The sequence below is a fragment of the Acetomicrobium sp. UBA5826 genome (genome assembly GCF_002433005.1).
Taxonomy (GTDB): Bacteria; Synergistota; Synergistia; order Synergistales; family Acetomicrobiaceae; genus Acetomicrobium.
Genome location: NZ_DJHF01000013.1, coordinates 13,555 through 38,625 on the forward strand (window position 1 = coordinate 13,555; position 25,071 = coordinate 38,625).

General features: G+C 43.1%; 23 protein-coding genes. 5 read left to right on the forward strand and 18 right to left on the reverse strand.

The window, feature by feature from the left end; genetic code table 11:
- The first annotated feature begins 200 nt into the window (after positions 1-200).
- Positions 201-686 (forward strand): hypothetical protein, encoded by a 486-nt coding sequence (locus B3N34_RS03400; protein ID WP_286974967.1) that lies wholly within the window; start codon positions 201-203, stop codon positions 684-686.
- A 163-nt stretch (positions 687-849) separates the two neighbouring features.
- Complete coding sequence (locus B3N34_RS03405; protein ID WP_213698705.1) at positions 850-996, forward strand: hypothetical protein; 147 nt, start codon at positions 850-852, stop codon at positions 994-996.
- Positions 997-1,046: 50 nt separating this feature from the next.
- Here B3N34_RS03405 and B3N34_RS09835 read toward each other — a convergent pair whose 3' ends face one another.
- From B3N34_RS09835 to B3N34_RS03445, 9 genes are all read right to left on the reverse strand, one after another.
- Complete coding sequence (locus tag B3N34_RS09835; RefSeq protein WP_414632099.1) at positions 1,047-1,583, reverse strand: tripartite tricarboxylate transporter TctB family protein; 537 nt, start codon at positions 1,581-1,583, stop codon at positions 1,047-1,049.
- Positions 1,584-1,656: 73 nt separating this feature from the next.
- Positions 1,657-2,634, reverse strand: coding sequence for a tripartite tricarboxylate transporter substrate binding protein (locus tag B3N34_RS03410; RefSeq protein ID WP_286974971.1), 978 nt, complete (start codon positions 2,632-2,634; stop codon positions 1,657-1,659).
- Between the two features lie 25 nt (positions 2,635-2,659).
- Positions 2,660-4,195: a tripartite tricarboxylate transporter permease gene (locus B3N34_RS03415; protein WP_286974972.1), complete on the reverse strand. Its 1,536-nt coding sequence runs from the start codon at positions 4,193-4,195 to the stop codon at positions 2,660-2,662.
- Between the two features lie 88 nt (positions 4,196-4,283).
- Positions 4,284-5,525, reverse strand: coding sequence for a nickel-dependent lactate racemase (larA, locus tag B3N34_RS03420; RefSeq protein ID WP_286974974.1), 1,242 nt, complete (start codon positions 5,523-5,525; stop codon positions 4,284-4,286).
- Positions 5,515-6,495 (reverse strand): phosphoglycerate dehydrogenase, encoded by a 981-nt coding sequence (locus B3N34_RS03425; RefSeq protein ID WP_286975017.1) that lies wholly within the window; start codon positions 6,493-6,495, stop codon positions 5,515-5,517. The genes larA (B3N34_RS03420) and B3N34_RS03425 overlap by 11 nt, the downstream gene beginning before the upstream one ends.
- A 40-nt stretch (positions 6,496-6,535) precedes the next feature.
- On the reverse strand, positions 6,536-8,083 hold the full coding sequence (locus tag B3N34_RS03430) for a gluconokinase (RefSeq protein ID WP_286974976.1): 1,548 nt from the start codon (positions 8,081-8,083) through the stop codon (positions 6,536-6,538).
- Positions 8,084-8,118: 35 nt separating this feature from the next.
- The gene (ilvD, locus tag B3N34_RS03435; protein WP_286974978.1) at positions 8,119-9,837 is read right to left on the reverse strand and encodes a dihydroxy-acid dehydratase; all 1,719 of its coding nucleotides are present in this window, start codon (positions 9,835-9,837) and stop codon (positions 8,119-8,121) included.
- A 473-nt stretch (positions 9,838-10,310) separates the two neighbouring features.
- Positions 10,311-10,559: a glutaredoxin family protein gene (locus tag B3N34_RS03440; protein WP_286974980.1), complete on the reverse strand. Its 249-nt coding sequence runs from the start codon at positions 10,557-10,559 to the stop codon at positions 10,311-10,313.
- Positions 10,560-10,588: 29 nt separating this feature from the next.
- Positions 10,589-11,506 (reverse strand): AEC family transporter, encoded by a 918-nt coding sequence (locus B3N34_RS03445; RefSeq protein WP_286974983.1) that lies wholly within the window; start codon positions 11,504-11,506, stop codon positions 10,589-10,591.
- Positions 11,507-11,625: 119 nt separating this feature from the next.
- Here B3N34_RS03445 and B3N34_RS03450 point away from each other — a divergent pair, with 119 nt between their 5' ends.
- Both B3N34_RS03450 and B3N34_RS03455 read left to right on the forward strand, forming a co-directional pair.
- Complete coding sequence (locus B3N34_RS03450; RefSeq protein ID WP_286974985.1) at positions 11,626-13,899, forward strand: DEAD/DEAH box helicase; 2,274 nt, start codon at positions 11,626-11,628, stop codon at positions 13,897-13,899.
- Positions 13,896-15,056 carry a ribonuclease H-like domain-containing protein gene (locus tag B3N34_RS03455; protein WP_286974987.1) on the forward strand — a complete coding sequence of 387 codons (1,161 nt, stop codon included), beginning with the start codon at positions 13,896-13,898 and terminating at the stop codon, positions 15,054-15,056. Before B3N34_RS03450 ends, B3N34_RS03455 begins: the two co-directional genes overlap by 4 nt.
- A 113-nt stretch (positions 15,057-15,169) precedes the next feature.
- Here the strand turns inward: B3N34_RS03455 and B3N34_RS03460 are convergent, their stop codons facing one another.
- Positions 15,170-16,546 (reverse strand): sodium:solute symporter family protein, encoded by a 1,377-nt coding sequence (locus tag B3N34_RS03460; RefSeq protein WP_286974989.1) that lies wholly within the window; start codon positions 16,544-16,546, stop codon positions 15,170-15,172.
- A 4-nt stretch (positions 16,547-16,550) separates the two neighbouring features.
- Positions 16,551-17,816 (reverse strand): nickel-dependent lactate racemase, encoded by a 1,266-nt coding sequence (larA, locus tag B3N34_RS03465; protein WP_286974991.1) that lies wholly within the window; start codon positions 17,814-17,816, stop codon positions 16,551-16,553.
- 147 nt (positions 17,817-17,963) lie between these two features.
- On the opposite strand from larA (B3N34_RS03465), the gene B3N34_RS03470 reads away from it, so the two are divergent.
- A complete protein-coding gene (locus tag B3N34_RS03470) occupies positions 17,964-18,446 on the forward strand; it encodes a ribonuclease H-like YkuK family protein (RefSeq protein WP_213697205.1) in 483 nt (160 codons plus the stop codon).
- On the opposite strand, the gene B3N34_RS03475 is transcribed toward B3N34_RS03470, so the two are convergent.
- The 7 genes from B3N34_RS03475 to B3N34_RS03505 all read right to left on the reverse strand — a co-directional run bounded on the left by B3N34_RS03475 (position 18,443) and on the right by B3N34_RS03505 (position 24,972).
- A complete protein-coding gene (locus B3N34_RS03475) occupies positions 18,443-18,643 on the reverse strand; it encodes a heavy-metal-associated domain-containing protein (protein WP_213697206.1) in 201 nt (66 codons plus the stop codon). The genes B3N34_RS03470 and B3N34_RS03475 overlap by 4 nt on opposite strands.
- A 22-nt stretch (positions 18,644-18,665) precedes the next feature.
- The gene (pepF, locus tag B3N34_RS03480) at positions 18,666-20,483 is read right to left on the reverse strand and encodes an oligoendopeptidase F (protein WP_286974992.1); all 1,818 of its coding nucleotides are present in this window, start codon (positions 20,481-20,483) and stop codon (positions 18,666-18,668) included.
- A 17-nt stretch (positions 20,484-20,500) separates the two neighbouring features.
- Positions 20,501-22,657, reverse strand: a complete 2,157-nt coding sequence (locus B3N34_RS03485) for a heavy metal translocating P-type ATPase (protein WP_286974993.1) — start codon at positions 22,655-22,657, stop codon at positions 20,501-20,503.
- Positions 22,658-22,781: 124 nt separating this feature from the next.
- Positions 22,782-23,102, reverse strand: coding sequence for a hypothetical protein (locus tag B3N34_RS03490; protein WP_040348841.1), 321 nt, complete (start codon positions 23,100-23,102; stop codon positions 22,782-22,784).
- A gap of 14 nt (positions 23,103-23,116) precedes the next feature.
- Positions 23,117-23,272 carry a hypothetical protein gene (locus B3N34_RS03495; protein WP_286974994.1) on the reverse strand — a complete coding sequence of 52 codons (156 nt, stop codon included), beginning with the start codon at positions 23,270-23,272 and terminating at the stop codon, positions 23,117-23,119.
- A 91-nt stretch (positions 23,273-23,363) separates the two neighbouring features.
- On the reverse strand, positions 23,364-23,792 hold the full coding sequence (locus B3N34_RS03500) for a hypothetical protein (RefSeq protein ID WP_286974996.1): 429 nt from the start codon (positions 23,790-23,792) through the stop codon (positions 23,364-23,366).
- Between the two features lie 130 nt (positions 23,793-23,922).
- The gene (locus B3N34_RS03505) at positions 23,923-24,972 is read right to left on the reverse strand and encodes a homoserine dehydrogenase (protein ID WP_286974998.1); all 1,050 of its coding nucleotides are present in this window, start codon (positions 24,970-24,972) and stop codon (positions 23,923-23,925) included.
- Positions 24,973-25,071: the final 99 nt, after the last annotated feature.

Sequence of the window (25,071 nt, forward strand, 5' to 3'; positions counted from 1 at the left end):
AAAACAATAACAATACTAAAAGTAGGTAAACAGCCACCTTTATCAGCATATCTACCCAAGTATATTTTATGCGCTAGATGTAAACTACAAGTGCAACGGGGCTAAGATTCCCAAGATTTAAGTATAAAAGAATAGCCCACAGCAGAACACTTAGTTAATATTGTTTCTGGACAAAACCTATTGATGAAAAAGCCCCTGCCATGAGCTACCATCATTTTACCGCAGAACAGAGAGAAAAGATATTCTCCCTGAAGGAGAAACTGAGTTATGCAGACATAACCGACGAAGTAGGCTGTCATAAAAGCACTATCAGCATAAAGCTCTCCCGTAACGGAGTCCTATCTGGATACAGTGGAGTTCGTGCTCAAAAACGTTACCTGGAATGCCGAGTGCTCGGAAAACATGGAACCGGATGCCTTGTCACTCTGGCGGGGAAACTCTCCGGAAAGCATGCAGATCCCCTTTCAGAAGTTGTCACGAAGCTTCTGGAAGGCAAACCTTGCGAAACCATTACTTTCGATAAGGGCAAAGAATTTGCCCGACACCAGAAAATAGGAAATGCCCTGGGAACCAAAGTCTACTTCTCCCATCCTAACAGCCCCTGGGAGCGAGTAACAAACGAAGGAAAACACGAATGGACTGCTTCGGCAATTCTTCCCCAAGGGGAAAAGCATGACTCAAGTTAGCCATAAGGATGTGGACGCAGCTGTCCGCCTTCTTAACGATAGACCCTGAAAGTGTCTTGGCTGAAAAACTCCTCTGGAAGCTTTTTTTAGAAATACTTCATCAGGATGGCCAAAAGCGTTGCACTTGATTTGACAAACTAAGTACAGAAAGATAAACGTAACCGTGGAGATTTTAAAGATATACGAACATAAACTAAAGGATGCAAAGGCAGCCCTATCTTGGGCCGACAAGGCGATGAGGATTTCCTACAATATCGTCCCTTTGCTCTGGCATGGCAAAATAGACTGTCTGATCTTTCAAAGCGCCTAGAACGTTTGAAAAAGAGATGGGGTGTGTCTTAAAAAGATCTTATACCGCAATCAGAAAAACTGAGACCTTGGCATTACCAATCCCAATGCTTCAACAAATACAAACCACATAATTGCGGTTGTAATAATCGAATACAATATACCAAATACAAAACCCTTTTTGGTCAAATCTGTTTTTAAAAATGCATAGGTTAACAGAGACAATAAAAGGGAAAACAAGATAAAACCTATAGTATCAAGAAGATATACCAGCAAGCAAAACAACAACAAGTATATTACTATTGAGATAGTCTGCTTTCTCGAATTTCCTTTTTTTGCTTCGACATTAGTGCTGGCTTTGATGTTACCTTTATATTTAATAAACGATTTAAGAGCAGTTACAAACCACAGAACCGATAAAATTATTAACAAACTGGATATGGTCTTGGGGAAGAAATCGCCTCCCAAAGATCCAAAGCTCAGCGCGCGAATTTTCCCGGCCTCTACCCGAAATATTATTCCGACAATAATGAAGCAGATCGAGGCAATTAAATCCAACTTCCGCTCATTCATACACAACAACCCCCAAATGCGCCAAGTTTCAAGCATTGATTTTAAAAGAAAGAGGCTAGCGTTACCATCGGTAGGAAATAACGTTATTCCCTACCGATGGTAAACAGTGTTACTTTTTATTTACAATATATTCGGCTAACTTCTTATAGGTAACCTCTTGTTCTTGCCAAAACTCTACCAATTCGTCGCCTGTTTTGAAAAATGGAACGGCGTAAACCATATCTGCAAGCTTTTGTTTGAACTCAGGGTCATCGATAATCTTTTTCATTATTGCATTAAAGCTAGATACAACAGATTCAGGAGTTTTAGGCGGGAAGAAAAACGTATTGGTCATAGGAAATACCAGGTCGGAATAGCCAAGCTCGGCAGAACAAGGAACGTTAGGAATGAACTCATCCCTTTCATTATCATGAACGGCCAATACTTTGATCTCGTCCGTCTTAATATAGGATACCAGCGACACCAACCCAACAGGTATCAAGTCGACATGTTTCCCGAGTAAAGCTACTATTCTTTGAGCATCTCCACCCTCGTTAGGAACTACGCGAAAGGCCTTTGGTGCCGCAGCTTCCACAGCGGCATACTCAAGATAAGCGATTCCACCAGCACCCGTACCATAAACGTATTTATCAGGATGGGCCTTAGCGTCTTCAATGGCATCCTTCAGGTTTTCCCATGGCATATCGGGTCTGGTAGCCGTAACCCTTGATGTCTTCGTCACGACACATGCAGGGACAAAATCGGTCCAGTTAAGATCTGCTACCCCCAAGTAAAGATTGCCCAAAATTGCCTGATGGTACCATAAAACGGTATAGCCGTCAGGTCTGGCTCCCTTAACTTGCCTTGCTCCTACGGCACCTTCTGCTCCAACAACATTTACGATGGCCATTTCTTGACCTGTGTACTTTTTCCAAAACTCAGCTATCAACCTAGCTGCGACATCGCTAGCTCCTCCAGCTGAGTAAGGGACGATGACTGTAACGGCTTGTTCCGGATAGGCATCTTTTGCTTCAGCCTTTGGAACTACAGTCATATGGCCAACAACGATTGACAACAAAAGAACAACCAAAATGCACTTCTTAAACATCATTACACCCCCTAATACTTGATTATTATTGCTCTTGCGCTTTGCCAGGTTGCAACTTGGCAGCAAGTCTTGTGTTCACGTATATGCCCAACAAGAACAAGAATACCGCACCGATAAGGAGGATAACGCAAATAGGCCTAATGAACAAAGGCATTATACTGCCACCTGAATGGGCAAGCCCTTGACGTAAGCCCTTTTCTATAATGGGCCCCAACACGAAAGCTGTGATAATGGGAACAATAGGTAGATTTATTTTTCTGAAAAGATATCCCATCACTCCAGAGACCAACATCAGCCATATATCTAAAAACCTACTATACAATCCATAGGCACCTATAACCATGCAAATCGTGATAATGGGGAACAAATAGTAAGATTTTATACTAAGTACCTTTATGAAGAAGCCCATCAACAAAAGGCCCATGATCACCATCACTATCGTTCCTACAAACTGAGCCGCAAATATCGTGTACACCAATTCCGGGGTATCCCTAAACAATAGTGGCCCAGGAAATAAACCGTGGATCATAAATCCACCAATCATCATTGCAGTAGTCGCATCCCCTGGAATCCCTAAAGACAACAAAGGTACCAAAGCTCCCGGGACAGTGGCATTATTTGCCACTTCAGAGGCAATAATGCCATCAGGAATTCCGGTACCGAATTTCTCAGGATGTTTTGAAGACGATTTGGCAAATCCGTAGGATACAACACATGACGTTGCGCCGCCAACTGCAGGGAAGACGCCTATTATAAAACCTATTAACAAAGAACGAATAAAATTGATCGGCTGCTCAAACAGGACAGTTTTAATTGCCTCCATAAAAACCTTGATACCCATCTTGGACTTCCTGGCTTCCAGGGGCACCACATTCTGTGTTCTTTGCTCTATTGCTACAAGAACCTCGGAAATGCCAAACATTCCAACAAGCAAGGGCAAGATGTCGATACCAGCTATCAAATCCGGTATCCCAAATGTCAGTCTACCTACACCTGTCAACATGTCAGCACCAATTGATGCCAACAGTAAGCCGATAATTATCCCAATGGCATTTTTAATGAGGCCGCCTTCCATCATTCCCATGCATCCGGCAAAGGCCAGTATACCCAAAGCAAAATATTCAAATGGCCCAAATTTAAGCGCAATTTGCACCAAGCCGTATGTTGCTATAATCATGAGAAAAACAGCCACTATTCCCCCTAAAAAGCTGGATGCCAGGCTTAGTGCAAAGGCTCGTGCGGTTTCTCCCCTCTTTGACATGGGATATGCATCAAATGTAGTGGCAATGGATGAAGGCGTTCCTGGCATATTAATTAAGCCCGCAGAGACAAAACCACCCGATATGGCACCTACGAATATGCTGGTAAGCAATATCAATGCCGTCTCAGGCCTCAAGCTATAAGTAATGGGAATTGCTAAAGCAACACCCATTGTAGCTGTAAGACCAGGTATAGAACCAAAGATAATACCCCACAAGATACCTACCACCATAATAACAAAATTTAAAGGTTGAAAGAGAATACTCATGCCCACTTGAAATGTTCCGATTAAAGCCTCCATATTCCGTCACCTGCCAAACTAATCTCAATACGTTACTTGGTTAAATCTACAATTTCTTCTCTGGGGAAGGAGTATTTGACGCATACTATCAATCCACTATCGGCAAAAGCTCTCCCCCGCATTTGCACAGAATTATGTCATCTCCACCCACAAAGGATTCCGCAATACCTAAAGCTTCTTTAAGATTATTAGCAGGAATAAATCCTATTTTTTTTGCAACCTCAGCTTCTATACCAGGACATAAAATAATCCCCACACCTTTGTCCTTTATAACACGTCCTACATGAACCAAATGTGCAGCAACTATGAGATTATCAAGTTCCCCGCTCTCTACCAGCTCTTTAACGTCTTCGTATCCTTTGTAACCGTATCTTTGAACTAAATTACCAAACTCTACGCCAACTCCCTCAGGACAAGGTGTAACCAATATCAACGCCCCCCCCTCGTCCAGTACGAGATCTCCAGAGTATACGCCCTTGGCGGCCTGCCATAGCTCTAAGTCAGCAGGAAAAGAATCGGTTATTACTATCTTCGATTTTGACGACTTAACAGAAAAGTATTCTCTGGAAAACTGAGCAGCCTCATAAAAGGTGGGCTTGGGCTCGCCAGCGAAAACCTTGATTGGATTCCCTTGGCTATCGGGAACAACATTAATGATAAAATCTAGACCCGCGAATTCCGCTATTTCCTCTATTTCCTTGCGCACAGGATTGTCAGCCTTTCCTAAAATCTCCCGCCCTTCATATTTAGCACTTAACCAATGCGTTAAGCCTGTAGTATTTTCTCCTGATATACCAGGCTGAACAATCTTACCACCACCACTAAAACCGGCTACCCTGTGAGGTATAACGCTTCCTACACCCATGATGAAATCATGCTCCAAGACTAGTTTGTTAACCATTACCGGGATGCCGCTTCGAGTGTTGCCTATATTTACTACATCATTCTTGTAATCGTGAAATTTAATGTTTACCGCATTGACGATAGATTCACCATACTTCTCTATCTGTTCCTTCAAGCTCATGGGGCGATGTGTACCCGTTGCGACCAATATATCAACTTTCTCGCTAGGAATTCCAAAGCGAGCGACATGATCCAAAACTATAGGCAAGATCCAGGAAGTAGGGGTTTGCCTGGTGATATCATCAACTAAAATTAATAAATTTCTTACGCCTGATAATTTAGATGCTAGCTTTTCCTCAAGCAAACGATGCAAATCCCTCTCAAAGGTTTCTCTGTTTATCTGCTGGCCATGGGGCGGTTCTAGTATTGCCTTAATTCTTTCATCTGGAATCATGGCTTCCGCGAAATCATAATATTTAACTTTCATGACTTATCCCCCTTGTATTTACAGCCCTTGACACGACCTCTCGATTGACGACAATACTGGCGGAAATGTTCCCTTTAAAGAAATCAACAACAGCCTGAGCTGCCATCATGTTCATCCTATAGATAGCTTCTTTAGTATGTGCTCCAATATGGGGAGTAACAATTATATTTTGACATTCCAAAAGAGGCGATTGTGGATTCAGCGGCTCTTCAGCAAAGACGTCCAATGCTGCCCCCGCAATCCAATTCTCCTTTAAGGCTCTAGCCAGTGCTTCTTCATTCACAATATGACCCCTGGCTGTATTAATGAGGAAAGAAGTCCTCTTCATATTCCTAAGCTCTCGTTCTCCTATTAAGTTCCTCGTCTTCGAAGTTAATGGTACATGCACCGAGATAAAGTCGGCCTCTTTAAAGATCTCGTCAAAGTCAGCCGGTGTTACGCCTGCCTTTATAATATCATCTCTTTTTACGAAGGGGTCATGAGCCATGACCTTCATCCCCAAACACTGAGCCTTCTCGTTTAATAGCCTGGCAATATGTCCAAAGCCCAATAAACCTAATATCTTACCGCCGATTTCCATGCCCACAACATTAGGCCAAGATTGTTTTTGAAACACCTCGCAGTGTGCTGCAACGACGTTTCTTGAAAGAGCAAGAATAAACGCTAAAGCTAACTCTGCCACTGACGGAGTGTTTGCCCCAAGGGTTATCGTAACTGGTATCCCCAATTCGGTAGCAACCTTAAGGTCTATGTTATCTACCCCAACTCCATGTTTAGCTATTATCTTAAGCTTTGATTTTCTTAGCATTTCTGCAGTTATAGGTGTTGTTCCAACTATTAAGGCATCAGCATTCCCTAAATGATCAATAATATTTTTCTCATCTACGTTTATAATTTCGAAATCATTTTCTTTAAGTAAATTTACAGGATCATCAGAGTATCTTCCAAAAGTTCGGGTACTAATGAGCACTTTTCTCAATACAATAACGCCTCCCGAGTTAAAACTATTTTCATAGATAGTAATTAAGGCCGTATTTTGCATAAATATTTTTTTCTATTGATATCATTTCATTTAACCATTTAGAGTATGCGGAATTGCAATGCAAGCTTATTTTTCTATCCGGGGAAATGATACAACTATTCGCAGACATCGCTCTAAACACAGCAGAAGCTCTGTCCTTAAGATAAAACATTATCAACCCAACAGAGGCATCATATTTACTCTCTCGAACGGTCATAGAACAATTAAGTACGCTTGCCAAAAGGCCTAGCCAATTTTCTATTTGACACATACCTCCTGTTGCAACGACTCTGAACGACCCATTGTCATGGCTATTGAAATAATTTTTAACCGACTCGAAAACTCTCTTGAGGTTAAAGGCAATACCTTGCATTACCGATTTAGTTGCGTCATTTATCGTTGTAGCACCTTTGAATCCAATGAATGCACCAGCTCTATCTGGTATCCAGCGAGGCACTCTCTCGCCATAAACGGCAGGTATAAAGATGGGCAACATGCTTTCGGTTGATATCTCCTGATCGTGAATTAGCATCGATCGCAATGCGTTTGTGATTTCATCGTAATCATTAGATTGTAAGAAGTTCTTCAACCACCAATCTATAACACAACCGCCGCTCCTCATGGCCATTCCAATGATATAGGTTTCTTCATCAACGATATAGCACCATATGCCTTCATTGGGAACATTGGAATCATTAAAGGGGGATTTGCACATCCTCCGAATCGCAGCGCTTGTACCCATAGAAATTGTAAAGGCATCAAAATCATAACATGTAGTTCCAATGCTCGATGCTGCTGCGTCAGATATTCCCACTAGAAAGGCGATCTCTGAATTGTAGCTTTTAAAAATTTCTTGAATATCATTTACCGGTTTTAGGACTTGGCTAGGAGAGACAACGGTGGGGAACTTTGCAGAGCTCACTCCTGCCAGTTCTAAGAGTAAGTCATCTGCCCAAGTTCTCTTTGAAGTATCAAGACAGCCGCTTCCCGATGCTACTGAATAATCGATGACATGCTCTCCCGTCAATCTGTAAAGCAGATAATCCTTTGTGGCTGCAATTTTCCCAACTGCATTCATTAGGGAGGCATCGTTCTTGACAAACCATATAATTTTATATAGGGGATAAACGGAATCAACCGGGCATCCAGTGCGTTTATGGATCTCCGAACAGTATTTAGACCTCAATATATCAACGGCTATCGCATCGGCCCTCGTGTCCATCCAGGGTATTATGTCGCTGATTGGGTTCATTTCCTTATTAAGAAACAACAGAGAGTGCAAGGCAGTATCCAGAACGACTATGAAGGATTTAAATCCACTTGCCTGTTTTTCTAATGTTGCAACAATATTTTTTAATATACCAACAACAGCCTCGTAGATCGCCTCCGGGTCTTGGCGAACCTGACCTTGATGGTCGAAGGAGGCTGGGTAGCCCTCGCTAAGCTGCAAAACGATCTGCTCTTTCGCAGTATCCCACACTGATGCCTTTACACTTGACGTACCTATGTCCAACCCTACAACATGAGAGGCATCCATATCGCAATTCCCTCGCTTATATTTGTCTTAAGTGATTACTCCATATAGGCTCCTTTCATAGGAGATACCGCAAGTTTCGTATATATAGCAAGCGCACCTTTAGTATACCTGGGCTTAGGTTTCTCCCATCGTTCTTTACGTTCGGCCAGTACCCTTTCGACTTCATCTTTAGTCAAAGCCTTACCATTTATTCCAATCAAATCCAATTTTCTATTGGGGATGTCGATTTTTATCAAATCACCATCTTCAATTAGGGCAATCGGGCCTCCTTCGCTTGCCTCCGGAGAGACGTGTCCTATAGCAGGTCCTCTAGTGGCGCCGGAAAACCTTCCGTCGGTGATTAGCGCAGTGGTAGAGATCAGTTTTTCATCCGAAGCTATCGCTTCCGTTGTATAAAACATCTCAGGCATGCCGCTTCCCTTTGGACCTTCATACCTTATGACAACAACATTGCCCGGTTTGATGTTTCCGTCTAGTACTGCTTTCAAAGCTTCTTCTTCACAATCAAACACTCGCGCGACCAATACCGCTGTCAACATCTTCTCGTCTATGGCCGAATGCTTCACTACGGCTCCTTCGGGAGCAATGTTGCCTCTTAAAATGGCAATAGCGCCTTGGCTTCGAATTGGATTGAAGCTCTTTTTTATAATATCTGCCCTTGAGATGCCCGTATTTTTAAGGTACTCGTCGCATCTTTCGTAAAAACCAGATCTTTTAAGATTTTCAAGATTTTCCCCAAGGGGAAGCCCTGTAATCGTAAGAACATCTAAATTTAAAAAATCTTTTATTTCCTCCATAACAGCAGGAACGCCACCTGCATACCAAAAATACTCAGCTGGATAAAAACCACTTGGCCTTATGTTTGTAATATAGGGGATATTCCTGTGTATTTTGTCAAAGAGATCTGGAGAAATGTCTATTCCAAGTTCATGGGCAATAGCGGGAAGATGAAGCAATGCGTTCGTAGAACCCGCAATGGCAGCGTGCACCATGATTGCATTTTCAAAAGACTTTAAAGTCATTATGCTAGACGGTTTTAATCCCTTATACACTAAATCAACGATGCGGCGTCCAGCTTCGGAAGCTGCGTTCAGGAGATCGCCAGATGTGGCCGGCATAAGCGCTGTCCCGGGTAAGGCAATTCCCAATGCTTCTGCCATAATTTGCATCGTCGAAGCCGTCCCAATGAAAGAACAAGCACCACAGCTCGGACATGCGTTACATTTGTAGTAATTAAATTCCTCTTCAGACAACTCTTTTCTCTCGTACATAGCGCTATATTTACCAATTTCTTCTAAAGTAAGCATATTAGGACCGGCCTTCATCACACCACCGCAGATTACTATCGAAGGAATATCTAATCTTGCCACAGCTTTGAGGTGTGCTGGCATTGCCTTATCGCAACTTGCTATAAAAATCCCACCATCGTATGGAGTGGCATTAGCATGAACTTCGATCATATTGGCAATATATTCTCTTGAAGCCAAGGAGTAATTCATACCATCGTGCCCTTGTGCTTGACCATCGCATATATCTGTGACGAAATACTTGGCAGGCTTTCCACCATTAGCATCTATATTTTGACATGCTATTTCTACAAGACGGTTTAAATGAACGCTTCCAGGATGACTATCACCATAGGTGCTCTCCACCAATATTTGCGGCTTAGATAGGTCCTCCAACTTCCAGCCCATACCAATCCTCAAAGGATCCATTTCTGGGGCTTTCTTTCTAATCTCCTGGCTTCTTAACACTATTGGCACGCTCCCATATGAATAAAATTGGTCTATAAAGTCACAGGATTTTAAACAAGGCAAAGTTAATTTTAGCTAAGGAAATCAATATTATTTATAATTATGATATAAAAACGATCTGTCATTGTCAAGAATAATTATCCATATTGTAAACAATTGGTTCATTATACGGAATGATCAATATCAATTGACACCTGGCTTTTAAACTATACACATTGTCATGTTGACTAACCTATGCTAGGTTAAATTAATAGCATAGGGCCTCCTTATTTGAGGCCCTATGCTATATAAGAATTTTAAGTCAATAGAAAAAATTACTTTATTGCGATCAACAGAGGAAAATAGGCATTCACATATCCCGTCTCCTTGAAGCGTTCGTNNGCAGCTTTTATTACATCCAGATACCACTGCGAATAATCTTTTTCTCGTGGTGTAATATTTCGAGCCATCTTCATTCCCTCCGCAATCTCGATCTATATATTGACTATCCCTTCGTCCTCTAGGAGGCTCAATAGACGATCTTTATTGAAACCAACCACGAACTTGTCCCCAATTTGAACCACGGGCACAGCTAGCTGATGAGTTCGTCTGACAAGCTCCATAGCCGCATTTCTATCGCGACTAATATCCACCACCTCAAAGCCTATCCCTTTTTCAGATAGAACCTCTTTAACTTTTTCACAAGCCGGACAGGACGGGCTCGTATAAACCTTGATATCCATAGAAGTATCACTCCCCATTTGCCAATAATTTAAAACAAAATAGCAACCCATAAAGGAATGGTTATTAACGAAACAAAAGTGCTAGTTGCGATAAGCCTGGCTGCATAGTCATGATCCATATTCATGCCCTTGGCAACAATGAAGGTGTTTACAGCAACAGGCATTGCAGAAACTAGTATAACAGCGTTTCGGACGTTATGGGCAACCGGCCAGAGGAAAAATAAAAACATAAGCAAAAGAGGATAAACGGCGTTTTTCATCAGGGTATCGATCCAGGTCTCTTTCAAGGATTCGCCCATTTCACTTAACCGTATGTTTGCTCCCAGCGCAAGCAACGCCAATGCTGTGGCCGAATTGCTTAACATCTTAAGGGATTCGTCAATCCATAAGGGCAAGCTGATGCGAAATATTTCCGAACACACCGTAGCAAAAATACAAGAAATTATTAAGGGATTTCTTGCTAATTCCTTTAGCGTCTTTGAGACAGCATTAAAGTTGAGTTTACCGTAAAGGCCGAGCTGTCCGCATGCAACGGAAAAAATATGGTAACCTACAAGTGATATCCCTAAATATTTAGATGCTGCCGTAACCCCCGCCTCCCCCATTACTAAAGAAACAACGGGTATCCCCATATAAATGTTATTAGACCTCATGCAGGTCAGGAGGGAAACCCCACGCCTTTGAGGATTTTTCTTCCACGGAGACATCACAAAAGATACAGCGGGCATGATAATAAAAGAAACATACACAACATATAATAAATTTAGATCCTCTTTCGCAAATCCTCCTGAATAAAAGATGCTCCTGAAAAGAAGGGCCGGCAATATTCCCCAATATAGAACGTTTTCTAAATTACCCACATCGCCTTTTATAACTTTTATTCGCCGTAAAAACCATCCCAATCCCATAATTGCAAATATGGGCAATACCACAGTTACATACTTCACAAGACATCTACTCCTCTCAAAGAAAGACGCAGGGATCCCGAAAAATTATAAGCTACTTTTAGAAAAATAAATTACCGATCCTCCATCTAATGCTAAACTTTAATCGGAGGTGTATAAGCTTGGAAGCGCTCATGCACAAGAAAGATTTAACGGAATTTTTAAAATCACTTCAAATTCTTCCCGGGGAAATCGCTGCCTATGAAAAGATCCCCGCACAAGAGGCAAAATTTGGTCCGTGGCCGAAAATCGACCCCAGACTTTCTGAATCCTTAAAAAAACTAGGCATAGAGAAACTATATACACACCAAACAAAGGCTATCGACCTTGCAATGGCCAATAAGCACCTAGTTGTCGTCACCCCAACTGCCTCCGGAAAGACATTATGTTACAACATCCCGGTAATACATTCCATTCTACAGGACCAATCTTCAAGAGCTCTTTACATATTTCCAACAAAGGCTTTAAGTCAAGATCAATTAGCTGAGATTAACGCGATAACAGAGGGAATCGATGTTTCTATAGCGACCTATACATATGATGGAGATACTCCTCCAAACGAGAGATCGAGGATCAGGGCTGCGGGTCACGTTGTAATAACAAATCCAGATATGCTGCACACAGCGATCTTGCCTCATCATACCAAATGGATAAAGCTCTTTGAGAATTTAAAATACGTGGTAATAGATGAACTTCATACATATAAAGGAATTTTCGGATCCCATCTGGCGAACGTGATAAGACGACTTAAAAGGATTTGTGCTTTCTACGGATCACACCCAACCTTCATTTTCTGTTCCGCTACCATTTCGAATCCTGGGCAATTGGCCGAAGGGCTTATCGAGGAGCCTGTTGAGTTGATTGTCGAAAACGGGGCGCCGAGGGCAGAAAAACACGTGATGATTTACAACCCTCCATTGATCAACAAAGAGCTCGGGATACGGGCGTCTTCCCTTTCTGCAACGGCAGACATTGCAACTCAGGCAATAGCCAATGGAATAAGCACTATAGTGTTCACCAGGTCAAGGATAAACGTTGAACTCTTGTTGACATATATCAGAGAAGGCCTCAAAAAGCTGCGCATAGACGAAAACCTCGTCAGTGGATATCGTGGCGGATATTTGCCCAAGGAGCGAAGAAAGATCGAAAGAAATCTCAAGAGCGGAAAAATTTTGGGCGTCGTTAGCACAAACGCCCTGGAGCTTGGTATTGATATAGGAAGCCTCTCTCTTGCCATAATACACGGCTATCCGGGCAGCATTTCTTCCGCTTGGCAACAGATCGGCAGAGCCGGCAGACGTTTCGGACATTCTGCGGCAATAGTAGTGGCCTCTTCCGGACCTCTTGACCAATTCATCGCCACAAAACCGAGTTACTTTTTTGGCGGATCGCCCGAGTTGGCGAGGATCAATCCAAATAATTTATACATTTACGTCAATCACGTAAAATGTTCTGCTTTCGAGCTGCCCTTTTCTGAAGATGAACCCTTTGGTTCAACGAAACCAAAAGAGGCACTCGAATACCTTGCCCAATATGACATCTTACATAAAGCCGGATCAAGATATTTTTGGCAAAGCGATTCCTTTCCCGCACAGGATATTTCTTTGAGAAGCGCGACGAACGATAATTACACGATCATCGACATCACTGAAAAACATAAGCCTAAAGTAATTGGAGAGGTAGACAGGCCAAGCGCGCCAATGCTGATCCACCCTGAGGCGATATATTTTCACGACGGAAAAAGCTATCAGGTCACCGAACTGGATACTAAGGGTTTGCGCTGCTATGTGAAACGTGTATCTGTGGACTATTACACAGATGCAGATCTTGCCACGCGTTTACAGGTTCTGGATATATTTAAAGAAGACGGCCATTGGGGTTTAGGCGAGGTTTTATTGAGCTTTAGACCTACGGTTTACAAAAAGATCAAGCTCATGACTCACGAAAATGTCGGATACGGACAAATTTACATGGACGAGGAAGAAATGCACACAACCGCATGTTGGTTTAAACTGGGAAAAGAATTTATAGACTCATTAAATGAAAGTTTCTTGAGTTCTGGCCTTTTGGGTGTCTCCCATCTGATGAAAGTTGTCGCACCTTTATTTTTAATGTGCGATCGAGGCGATATAAGAGTACATCACATGGTTCGAGATCCCTTTTTTGAAACACCCAGTATATATATTGCAGACAACGTTCCTGGCGGAGTTGGCTTAGCGGATGGAGCCTTTGCCTTAAAGAAAAAACTAATAGATGCGGCCTCTGAGGCAATATATAATTGTCCCTGCGAGAATGGCTGTCCTGCCTGTACGGGCGCCTTAGGGGCAACAATGAATGCAAAATATGCCACCATCGCTTTGCTCAATCTTTTAAGCACACAAGAGGGTATAAGATGAACGACTATATGCCGTTACACATGAAATTTCTGCTAGACAACTCAAAGAGGAAGAACGAAGAAAGGAAGAGAACCTTTATAAAAGGCCTTCCCGCGGGACAATTTTTGGACGATGACGTATATTTTTGCGAGAGCAAGCATGAAATGTTACCTTACAAAAACCGGGGCGAGTTGGAAAATCACTTACAGATCCTCTCCCATTGGGGAGCGAAGGAACCGTTGGTCTTTTTTGACTTGGAGACAACTGGGCTCTCTGGAGGGACTGGCACTTACGCTTTTTTGGCAGGAATAGGCATGCTCGATCAAGACCAATTTATCGTTCGTCAATTATTCTTGTGCTCGCCAAGGGCCGAAGGAATCTGGCTCCAAAAGCTTATGGAAATAATTCCCTACAAACCTTCCTTCGTGACATATAACGGCAAAAATTTCGATCTTCCCTTAATCAACACTCGCTTTATCCTATCAAGGATGGAACCGATTGAACCTACAGGGCATTTAGACCTACTCCACCTCGCAAGGAGACTTTGGAAAAAGCGGATAGGCTCGTGCACATTATCCAATGTGGAAAAACAAATTCTTGGCATCGACAGAAAAACCGAGGATGTCCCGGGATTTCTCATACCTGAACTTTATGCTCAATTTCTTAAAACGGGAGACGCTTCAGGATTAAGTGGCGTATTTTATCACAACGAGATGGATATTTTGTCGCTTTGCATGCTCTTCAGTAAAGTGGCATTGACCCTTTCCGGAAGGAGCACCGACCCACACGAAATCGATATGGCCGGAGATGCTTGGTATAACTACGACTTAAATAAGGCCAGCCGCTTATGGGAAAAGGCTTCCTCGCTAACTCCACCAGCAAAAAACGCCATATGGAAGCTGGCAATTGAATACAAGAGGCAGGGAGATCATTGCGAAGCTTTGTCTCTCTTTAAAAAGTTATATGACATGGAATACAAAAAGATCGACGTCGCCGTTGAAATATCCAAAATCTATGAACATCAACTCAAGAACGCAAAAGAAGCCCTGCTTTGGGCCGAAAAAGCTATGGATAATTTTCTTAGGTATAGACCTTTCTTATCTTCGATAAGAAAAGAAAAAATGGCTGAACTAACTAAACGAATAGATCGGTTAAGAAATAAAATCCGCCTACGTTGATATAAAACACTATAATTACATACTTAAAGCCATTAAAGCCTTTGATAGAGGCTTTAATGGCTTTAAGTATACAGTTACTACATTAAATTAAACTTTCTTACTTTTTACCCACCCTATTTATTCGTAAGCAGGGAAACAACTACAAAAACTACAAGGGAAATTAGAGCAGCGAATATCTCTACGGGGGCTCCAAATAGCGAAACGCCGCCAACTATTCCCCATAAAGCAACGATCGAGCCTACGACCAAAGAAGCTAAGGCTCCCGCCTTAGTGGCGCCTTTCCATAAAAATCCTCCAATGACAGGAACGAAGACGCCTGCTGTATACATAGTATAGGAATAAATCAGGGCATCTATGATACCCGGCACCATCAATGCTATGACCAAGGCTAATATGCCAATGACGAACGTCGAAATTCTGGAGATCTTAAGCAATTCCCTTTCTTGGTCTGCTTCGCTAGCATGAAATATTTCAATCCAGAAGTCCTTGACAATATGAGATGTGGCAGCAGATAACAACGAATCTGCCGTCGACATAATGGCAGCCAACAGCGCAGCCAGGATCACTCCGCCGAGCAACGGTCCCATCATGTTCTTTAATATCCAGGGTACGGCCATCGCCGGATCTTCCAGATCTGCCAAAGCATTGGCACCCATGCCCATAATGGCAGGGAAAAAGCTGACTATTACCAAAACAATGCCGCCTACCAGGGCAGCTCCTTTAGCTGTTGTCCCATTTTTAGCAGAAAAAAGCCTTTGGTAAAAGTCTTGGCCTATCAGAGTGTACATCACTGTAGGGACGAGCAACCACATGATGCTGGCGGTTCCCATTCCCCATATGCTCAAATATTCCGGCCCAACGGCTTTCGCCTGAAGAAGCGATTCCAGACCTCCAAAACCTCCGGTATGTCCTAAAACTACAGATGCTGCAACTATAACTCCGATAGCTCCAAGAAGCATCTGTATTAAATCGGTTAAAGTTACAGCCCACATCCCCCCTGCAGTGGTGTATATGACGAAGACAAGGGTCGCCAGTATTGCTCCGGTATTTCCGGTTATTCCTAAAATACCCAAAGCTCCTCTAGCCGAAAGCACCTGTGCTGCTAAAATTCCTATTAAAGCAACAATAGAAAGCAATGAACCGAGAACCCTAATAGTCTTGCCACCATAACGCTTCTCCAGGTAATCCGGGACGGTATAAAAGGCCAGATCGCGAAATTTCCTGGCCGTGACCAAACCCAATAAAATTAATCCAATGCCGCAGGAAACGCCATACCATGCTCCGGACAGCCCATACCTGAAACCATACTCTCCGCCACCCATGACCGCACCGCCTCCAAAATGCGTTGCAGCAAGAGTAGCAGCACAAAGGATGATGCCGAGCCTTCTGCCAGCAAGCAAAAAGTCAGTCATCCCCTTGACATAAACCTTGCCAACCCACCAACCTATTAAAAGAAGCACCGCCATATAAAAGATAACTATATATAACACCGTTTCACACCTCCCTGTTAATTTTCTCTACGTGAACCGCATTCCCGGTAGGTATGTACAAAGCCCTTCCAGCAAAAGCCTCGCCTAAAACGTAATTTGCTGCTTCTTCTATATTGTCTGTTATTAGTCCAGGAAAGGCAACGTTCTTGTTTTTCGTGACCAAGGCACACCTTCGCCCTTGAAGCTCATAGACCGTTTTTGTAGCTATATAAGCAGGAATTGTAAAATCCTTCTTCAGTTCCTCTATCGCTACAGCTAAGTTACCCATTGCAAGCCTCATGAATCTATCGAAAATGGGGGTGCCCATGCCTTCCCTGAGTTCTGCGACCAAAATTATGCCTCCCCCCTCTTTGATGCCATGATATACAGCCGTCAGCGCTTTTGTCGCCTGGTAGAGCTCTAAATCATAGGGATAACCTCCACATGAGACAAAGGCTACATCTGCAAGCTCATCCACCCATATGGTCTGTAAAACCTGAGCTTCTCTTACTCCTTTTTTCCAGGCCTCCAAGAAATCCCCTGCTACATACGAATGTGGTTTTCCTCTCTCATCAGTTATTACGTTTAACAGAAATGATTTTTTGTCCTTCAAAACAACCTTTGCATATTCTTCCATATCTAGAGCCACAGGGTTTTTATCGAGCTCGCCACAGGTAACTTTTTCATTAAATTCATTTCCTATCAATCCGTTACGGTGGTTTGCCTGGATCGATTCTCTTGAACTTATGCCTGGAATTATGATTTTTCTCCCCCCTGCAAAGCCAGCCAAATCATGATAGCAAACACCTCCCAAGAGGATCAAAAGATCTGCCTCATAGGCATCTTTTTGTATCACTATAGGTGTGCCGAGGTTGGTTACCTTACCGGTATCCGTTAAATTTTCGGTGGATTGATGACACAGGACATGGTCTTGAGGTTTTCTCGCTTCGCCTAAAACTGCCCTTTCTTCATCACTCGACATCCTGCGATGTTGGCCTGTAGCTATAAGCCAAGTTACCTCACCTACGCCTGCCGTGCTCAACCTTTTTCTGACGGCTACGCACATCCTGTCTATTCCCTGCCAGGCTCGTGTGATATCGGGCACTAAAACGACAACCTTGCGGGAACCGGCAGCAAGTTCTTCCAAACGAGGCGATTCTATTGGGGAATTCAAAGCTTGCTCTACGTCGACGGGTCTTGCTTCTCCCGCTCGAGTTGTCGTATTTATTATGTCATACTGGCACTCCCAAAGAAGGGTATCGTCGCCCATTTTAAAAGCCAATGATTTCATAAAAGTTCACCTCCAACTGTCAATAGATTAACATAAAAAACGGTCATTTGAAGTATAAAGTGTAGCGAATCTGTAAGACTGATGCAATATGATGTGATCTAAAATATAATAGAATTTAACCCTTGACGAAGAAGGAGATGATCTTTGGTGTTCATTAGCCCTACTTACGGTCCTCTCGAACTCGACCAAGTGATCAAACGAATGTGCAACTTTATGGTTCAAGAGGGGAATTATCGGATAATAGTTGGAACCGATTCACAGCTTTTGATCAACAGTACGCTTTTCGTTTCCGCAATAGTGGTTCACAGAATCGGACGAGGCGGAATTTACTTTTACAGAAAAACCTACGATTCAAAACCCTACTCCATTAAGGAACGCATCTTAACGGAAACATCGATGAGCCTTACGCTTGCAAGCGAAATACTTCAACTTCTTGCCCAAGACATAATTCTTTGCGAACAATATAGACAATTACTTGAGATACACCTCGACGTCGGAGAAAAGGGTCTTACGAGGGAGATATTAAATATGGTTGTCGGCATGGTAAAAGGAAGCGGCTACGTGGCCCACATAAAACCGGATGCCTTCGCCGCTTCCTGCGTAGCCGACAAATACACGAAGAGCGCTTAATTTTTTAACGTGGCTTCATATCCGATTTCGTCCAGAGTTTCTACGACGCTTTCAATGTCATCGGTATTTGCTTCGACCGTCTTGTTATCCAGGTTCACCTTAAATTCCGTTAAACCCAAACCTTCTAAAGCCCTTGAAATTCGCTTAACACAATGTTGACACGACATATCCGGAACATCCAATATGAAATGCGCCATCCATAAATCTCCTCCTTCTTTTTTATCCTTCTAGCATCAGTTCTTTTAATGTGTTCAAATCTTCCTCAAATTTTTTACAAGTCATTTCCAAGGGTTGAGGTGAAGTCATATCCACTCCCGCTACCTTCAAGGCGTCAACGGGATCCATGGAATCGCCCAAGGAAAGAAATTTCAAATAGCAATCCACCGCCTGCTTTCCGTCTTTCAATATGCTCGCAGCAATTGCAGTGGCAGCCGAATAGCCGGTGGCGTATTGGTAAACATAATAGGCATTATAAAAGTGCGGAATTCTGGCCCATTCCAAAGGCAATTCTTCATCTATAAATAAAGTATCGCCGTAGTGCCTTTCATACAAATCTCTCCATATGGAGCTAAAGTCTTCATTTGTCAAGGGAATACCTCTCTCCAATCTTTCGTGCACTTGAAGTTCAAATTCCGCAAAGAGCAATTGCCTGTAGACCGTGGTGCGCGCCTGTTCCAATCCATAGTTGATCAAATAGGCCTTTTCGGCTTTATTGTTAGCTCCTTTAATCATGTGCTCAAGCAATAATATTTCGTTAGTCGTCGAAGCGACCTCGGCCGTAAAAATGCTGACGCCGGAATATACGTAAGGTTGGTTTTTAAAAGTAAAATGGGAATGCATTGCGTGTCCCATTTCGTGAGCCAGGGTGAAGACGTCCCTGAAGGTCCCGTTGAAATTTAAAAACACGTAGGGATGTACTCCGTAAACGCCCCAAGAGTAGGCCCCACTCCTCTTGCCCCTGTTTTCATACACATCCAACCACCTGTTTTCGAAGGCTCCCAGAAGAGCTTTCCGATACTCCTCGCCCAGAGGAGATAGGCCCTCTATGACGATATTTTTTGCTTCATCAAAGCTGTATCTCGTCTTGGGTTCCGGAAAAAGAGGAACGTAAAGGTCGTAAAAATGCATCTCATCCAGACTTAATACTTCTTTTTTAAACAATACATATTGCTGAAGAGGAGACAGCCATTGGTTTATCGTTTCTAATGCTTTTTCATAAACGATTGTCGGGATGTTCTCAGGATTAAGCGAGGCCTCTAGCGTTCTGTCGTAATTCCTCGCTTTGGCATAAAACACGTCCTTTTTTAAGCTTCCTAAATAGGTGGAAGAAAGCGTATTTTTTACTTTTTTATAACTTGAAAAAAGTCCCTTGAAGGCATCGCGACGCAAGCGCCTGTCTCTGCTGTGTAAAAAATATGAATACCTTTCCTCGGACAGTTCCACCTCCGTTCCTTCTTCGTCCCTGATCTTCGGAAACTCCATATCTGCATTTGTTAAGAAGGAAAATACATCTTCGGGAACTCTTGCCACATCTCCGGACATGGCAAGAATTTTTTCCCCCTCAACAGAAAGAATATGACCTTTAAGGCGCATTATCCTGGCAAGTTCAACCCTGTATAAATCAAGGCCCGGCTCCTCGGTTAAATACCTTTCAACCCCCTCCAGATCCAGCGATATTATGTTAGGTACAAAAGAGGATACTGCCTCGGAAAAGCGCAGATATATCAAAGAAGCGCGCTGCGCCATCGATTGGGCCTTTGTATCTCGGGCGTCTTCGTGACTTTTAAAAGAAGCATAGGCATAAAGCCTTCCCAACTCTTCCGCAACTTCGTCCCTGAGCTTAAGAGCATTTAAAAGCGATCTGGCTGAAGAAACAATGTCGTTGCCAGCTCTTTGCAATTCTTCCACCTTAACTTCCAGGTTACGTAACCTTTCGTCCCAAGCCTCTAAATTTGGATAGAGATCTTCCAGTCGCCACTTATATTCCTCCGGTATTTCATCCCTATCGGGAATGTCTGAAATCCTTTCCTCAGTCATAGAGATACTCCTTTCATTCAAACACTTTTTATCCTTAACGAATTCAATATTACTGATATAGAACTCAAAGCCATAGCCCCTTCGGCAATAATCGGGTGCAACAAGGCAGACATTGCCATAGGGATCGCTATGACGTTATATCCAAAAGCCCATGCCAAATTTTGTCTAATTATACTAAAGGTTTCTTTCGATATCTCAATGAGATCCACAACCTTTGACGCTCCACCCTTTAATATTACGACGTCTGCGCTGTCTATGGCCAGATCTGTGCCGCTCCCCATGGCCACACCTACATCGGCAGCTTTCAAAGCAGCAGCATCGTTCATGCCGTCTCCTGTCATCATAACCTTTTTGCCCGTTCCTTGATAGCGCCTTACGATATCGACCTTATCATCCGGACGAATGCCCCAATAAAAGTCCTTTATACCTAATTCACTTGCGACGACTTTTGCTGTTCCTTCACCATCGCCTGTGGCTAACACGAGATCTATGCCCATGCTCTTAAGGCGACGCACAACCTCAAAGGAATCTTCCCTTATTGGGTCAAATACCCCAATGTAGCCCAATATAGAACCATCCTTCTTTACTTCGACAACTGTGTAGCCCTTCTCAAGTAATTGACGATATCTTTGAGGATTTTCCGGTCTTCCGACCAAGTATGCCTGACCCCTTACCGTGCCTCTAACACCTTCGCCAACTATCTCTTCGAAATCATCTATCTCGACATCGCCTTTCTTTAATTCAGCTATAGCTTTTCCTAAAGGGTGATTGGACAGGGACTCCAGGTTTCCAACGATATTTGCCACTTCTTCCGTAAGGTTGTGCTCTACAACCTTGGGTGATCCCAAAGTAAGAGTGCCAGTCTTATCGAATATAACGACGCCTACATCTTTTGTAGTTTGTATGGCCTCTGCATTTCTTATTATGAGCCCCTGACGCATAGCCTTGTTCGTTCCCGTTATCAAAGCCATTGGTATCGCTAAACCAAGCGCACAGGGACAGGCGATCACTATGGTTGTAACAAAGGCAAAAACTCCTACCGACAGAGGGTCTCTGGACTCGATAACCCAGGGCAAAAATTGCTTAGCATGGCTTAAAAAGCCTCCCCACTCACCCACGTTAAAAGCCCATAGCACACCCGATAGCAGAGCAAGAAAAGTCACTATTGGAACAAAGACATTTGTAACCCTATCCGCAAGAGCCTGAATAGGAATCTTTGAACCCTGAGCTTCCTGAATCAACGATATCATCTGCGAAAGAAAGGTATCTTCACCGACTTGAATAACTCGAACCTTGAGGAAACTAGATAGGTTAAGAGAGCCAGAGGTAACTTTATCGCCCGATTTTTTAAGAACGGGCATTGGCTCGCCTGTGATCATCGCTTCATCCACTGAAGAGGCGCCTTCTGCAACTTCACCATCTGCAGGAATACGCTCTCCCGGCTTAACTGCTATCAAAAATCCCTGCTTTACGGCTTCTATGGGCATTAAAATTTCCTTGCCATCGTCAGTGATAACTCTTGCTTCCTGGGCCTTTAGCATCAGTAACGCCTTTACTTCTTTGGAGGCTTTGTCCCTCAGGCGGGATTCTATAAAGCGTCCAGTCAGATGAATTGACATAATCATTGCCCCTATGCTTCCAAAAGACGTCTCAAATAAACCGACCGAGGCCAATAGAGCAGTTATCAATGAAGTGAGGGATCCTAAAAAAACGAGAACATCCATATTGGCATGAAAATGAGATAAAGCGATCCATGCCCCCCTTATTGTTTGTTTTCCTGCTATAAATATGACTAATGCCGAGGCTATTGTCTCAGCGTAAAAAAACCACGAAATATGATATCCCGTCATATGTAAAAACATTAATAACATTAGAGGAACCGTTATAGACCATGCGAACATAACGTTTCGTTTAGATGCCTTGTAACGTCGAGCTTCAAAGTCCTCTGTAGATTCATAGGTTACACCGTAACCTACCCTTTCGACTGCCTCTTCCAAAACCCTCTGGGGAACATCTTTCTCTAACAGAACAAATGCAGTTTCAGTTGCCAAATTAACAGCGGCAAACTTAACCCCTTCTACTTTTTTCAATGCCTTTTCGACAATCATTGCGCATGTCGCACAAGTCATTCCCGTTATTCGAAAATTCCTTTTCTCCTCAGTAGTCGTATTCATCTCGTCATCTCCACCGGCTAGTTCTATTTAGGTATATATTAACATTATTAGTAATACCTAAATTCTATTAACCATTTTAGGGCAAGCTCTTTTATAATTCAAGCTTGCCCTTTTGAAGCACCTTTTAAGAAAGAAGCGTCACGCTTTTTATCAATATGTACATCTTTCCGCTGCCGAGAGACGAGCGGGCCTCTCCCTCAACGTAAATAGGAGCGCCATCTTCGAGAGAGCATAAAGTTTCTTCGATTTGAGGATCATAAGTTCTCATAAGCAAATAGTCATGCCTGGGTTCTCCGTTTATATCGATGAAATCCCTTCGCAGAGAACACTGAAAGTACCTTCCGCATCTGTTTTCCTTTATCGATTCGCCGCTAAGAAAATGCAAATAACCAGACACCCTAACCTCGTTTACTCCCAATTTTTCCTTGAGCGTCAAATCCTCCACTTCAGTCGCCTCCTTTAAGATAAAAAAATTGGAGAGGGCAGGACACCCCAACCCTCTCCGGACACAAGCATATTGGTTTTATTTTCCTCTGAGGCATTACCGACGCCCTTGAACGCCACCTCTTCGGGCGCGTTGGAAATTACCCTGAACGTCAGTAACCCCTCCCTCATCTAAACGCCTCCCAAAAATTGTCTTGTAACTATATAGTAACCTAGTTTTAGAAATTATCCAAGTACCCTTTTGTGTAAGTTTCATTTAATTTTATTGGTTATTCGATGGTGCACCGCTTTGTCGCTGCTCTATACCCTTAAGCCACTGCTCAAATTGCCATCGGGAGACATCTGTTCTCAGAGATAAAATCCTTTCATGTAGCTCCGTTGCCTTTTTTTGATCTAATTTATCCTCCAAAAACAACATTCTTAATTCTAATCGAGTGCGCTCGAGATCGCGCATCTTCTGGGCTATCTCTGCCGGGACTTCATATTTATATGGATATCTCCCCAATCCTTTTCGTCCTCCAAAGTCATCGTCACCGTCGTAACCGCCCCACATGTAGGCAGGACCAGGGCACCACCCTCCCCCACCGGCACCCCACATACTTCTAGGACCGGAACCATAAAAGGCAAAAGCAGAACCACCGATTAACAATACGAGCAAAGCACCTAAAACAGGAACCCAAGGTCTCTTCATGACCTAACACCTCCGTTATTTGTTTAATTTTCATTCTACGTCCATATGATAACAGGGATGCCATGCGAGTCCTCGGTATTCCAAAGTATACCCCTATGAGTAAAAATACTTAAATAGTGTCCAAATAAATTCAATGCACCGAGCAAAGGCGTGTTCGGTGTATGGCTAAAATATCGGACAACAATGCCTGACCTGTTTCTATTCTTCCCGCCCCGGGACCTATGACAGTCACCTCCCCTAAGTGATCTGTAGCCACTGTCAGTGCATTTGTAGGACCCATCACGTTACCTAAAGCATGACTCACAGGAATGAACTTGGGAGATACGCTTGCCAAAATCTCGCTCCCCTCTTTTCTGACCTCTGCAATTAATTTAATGCGCTCTCCTTCTTTTTTTGCCTCGATCACTTCTTCTTTTGTAACCTTTGTTATACCCTGTCGTGCGATATCGGTAACTTTAATATTCGCCCCAAAAAATAACTTCGCCATTATGGTCGCTTTTACTGCAGAATCCCAGCCTTCTACATCGGAGGTTGGATCTGCCTCGGCGTATCCCAATTTTTGCGCTTCCATCAAAGCTTCAAGATAGTCGTAGCCCTCTTCCATTTTGCTCAATATATAGTTTGTCGTACCGTTAACAATACCCGCTACGGACTTTACATCGCACCCGCTCATGCATTCCAACACCATATTTATGCAGGGCGTACCCGATAGAACTACACCTTCATATCTCAAACAAACACCGTTTTCTTTGGCGACGTTTTCCAGTTCTTCCAAAGCCAAGGCTATAGGGCCCTTATTTGAGGTAACGACATGTGACCCGACTGAAAGAGCCTTGCGCATGTGCGACAACCCAGGCTCTCCTGACTCTAGATTGGTAATAGTCGCTTCGACGACGATATCCGTTTTTACCCTTTCAATTAGTTGTAAAGTCCCTTCAGATGTAAACTCCGGTCTATTCTTCAAAGACCCCTTTTGAGCCATTTCCTTTAATATAGCATCTAAATCCAATCCATCTTCATTAAATAGGGAACCTCTAACGGGGTCTGCAATGAAGGTCACCGAAAATTCAAAGTCGTAACGCTGTTGTAATACCTCTTTCTTGCGATTCAAAATGTGAGCTAAACCTTGTCCGACGTTCCCAAATCCGACGATACCAATCTTCCAAAGCAAAGCATACACCCCCTGCTTTTTACGTGCTTCAGAATATGATAGCATTTAACTTTGTATTGGCATAGAAAACGTGGGAAATAAAAATGACATATTATTAGTCTCAAAAAA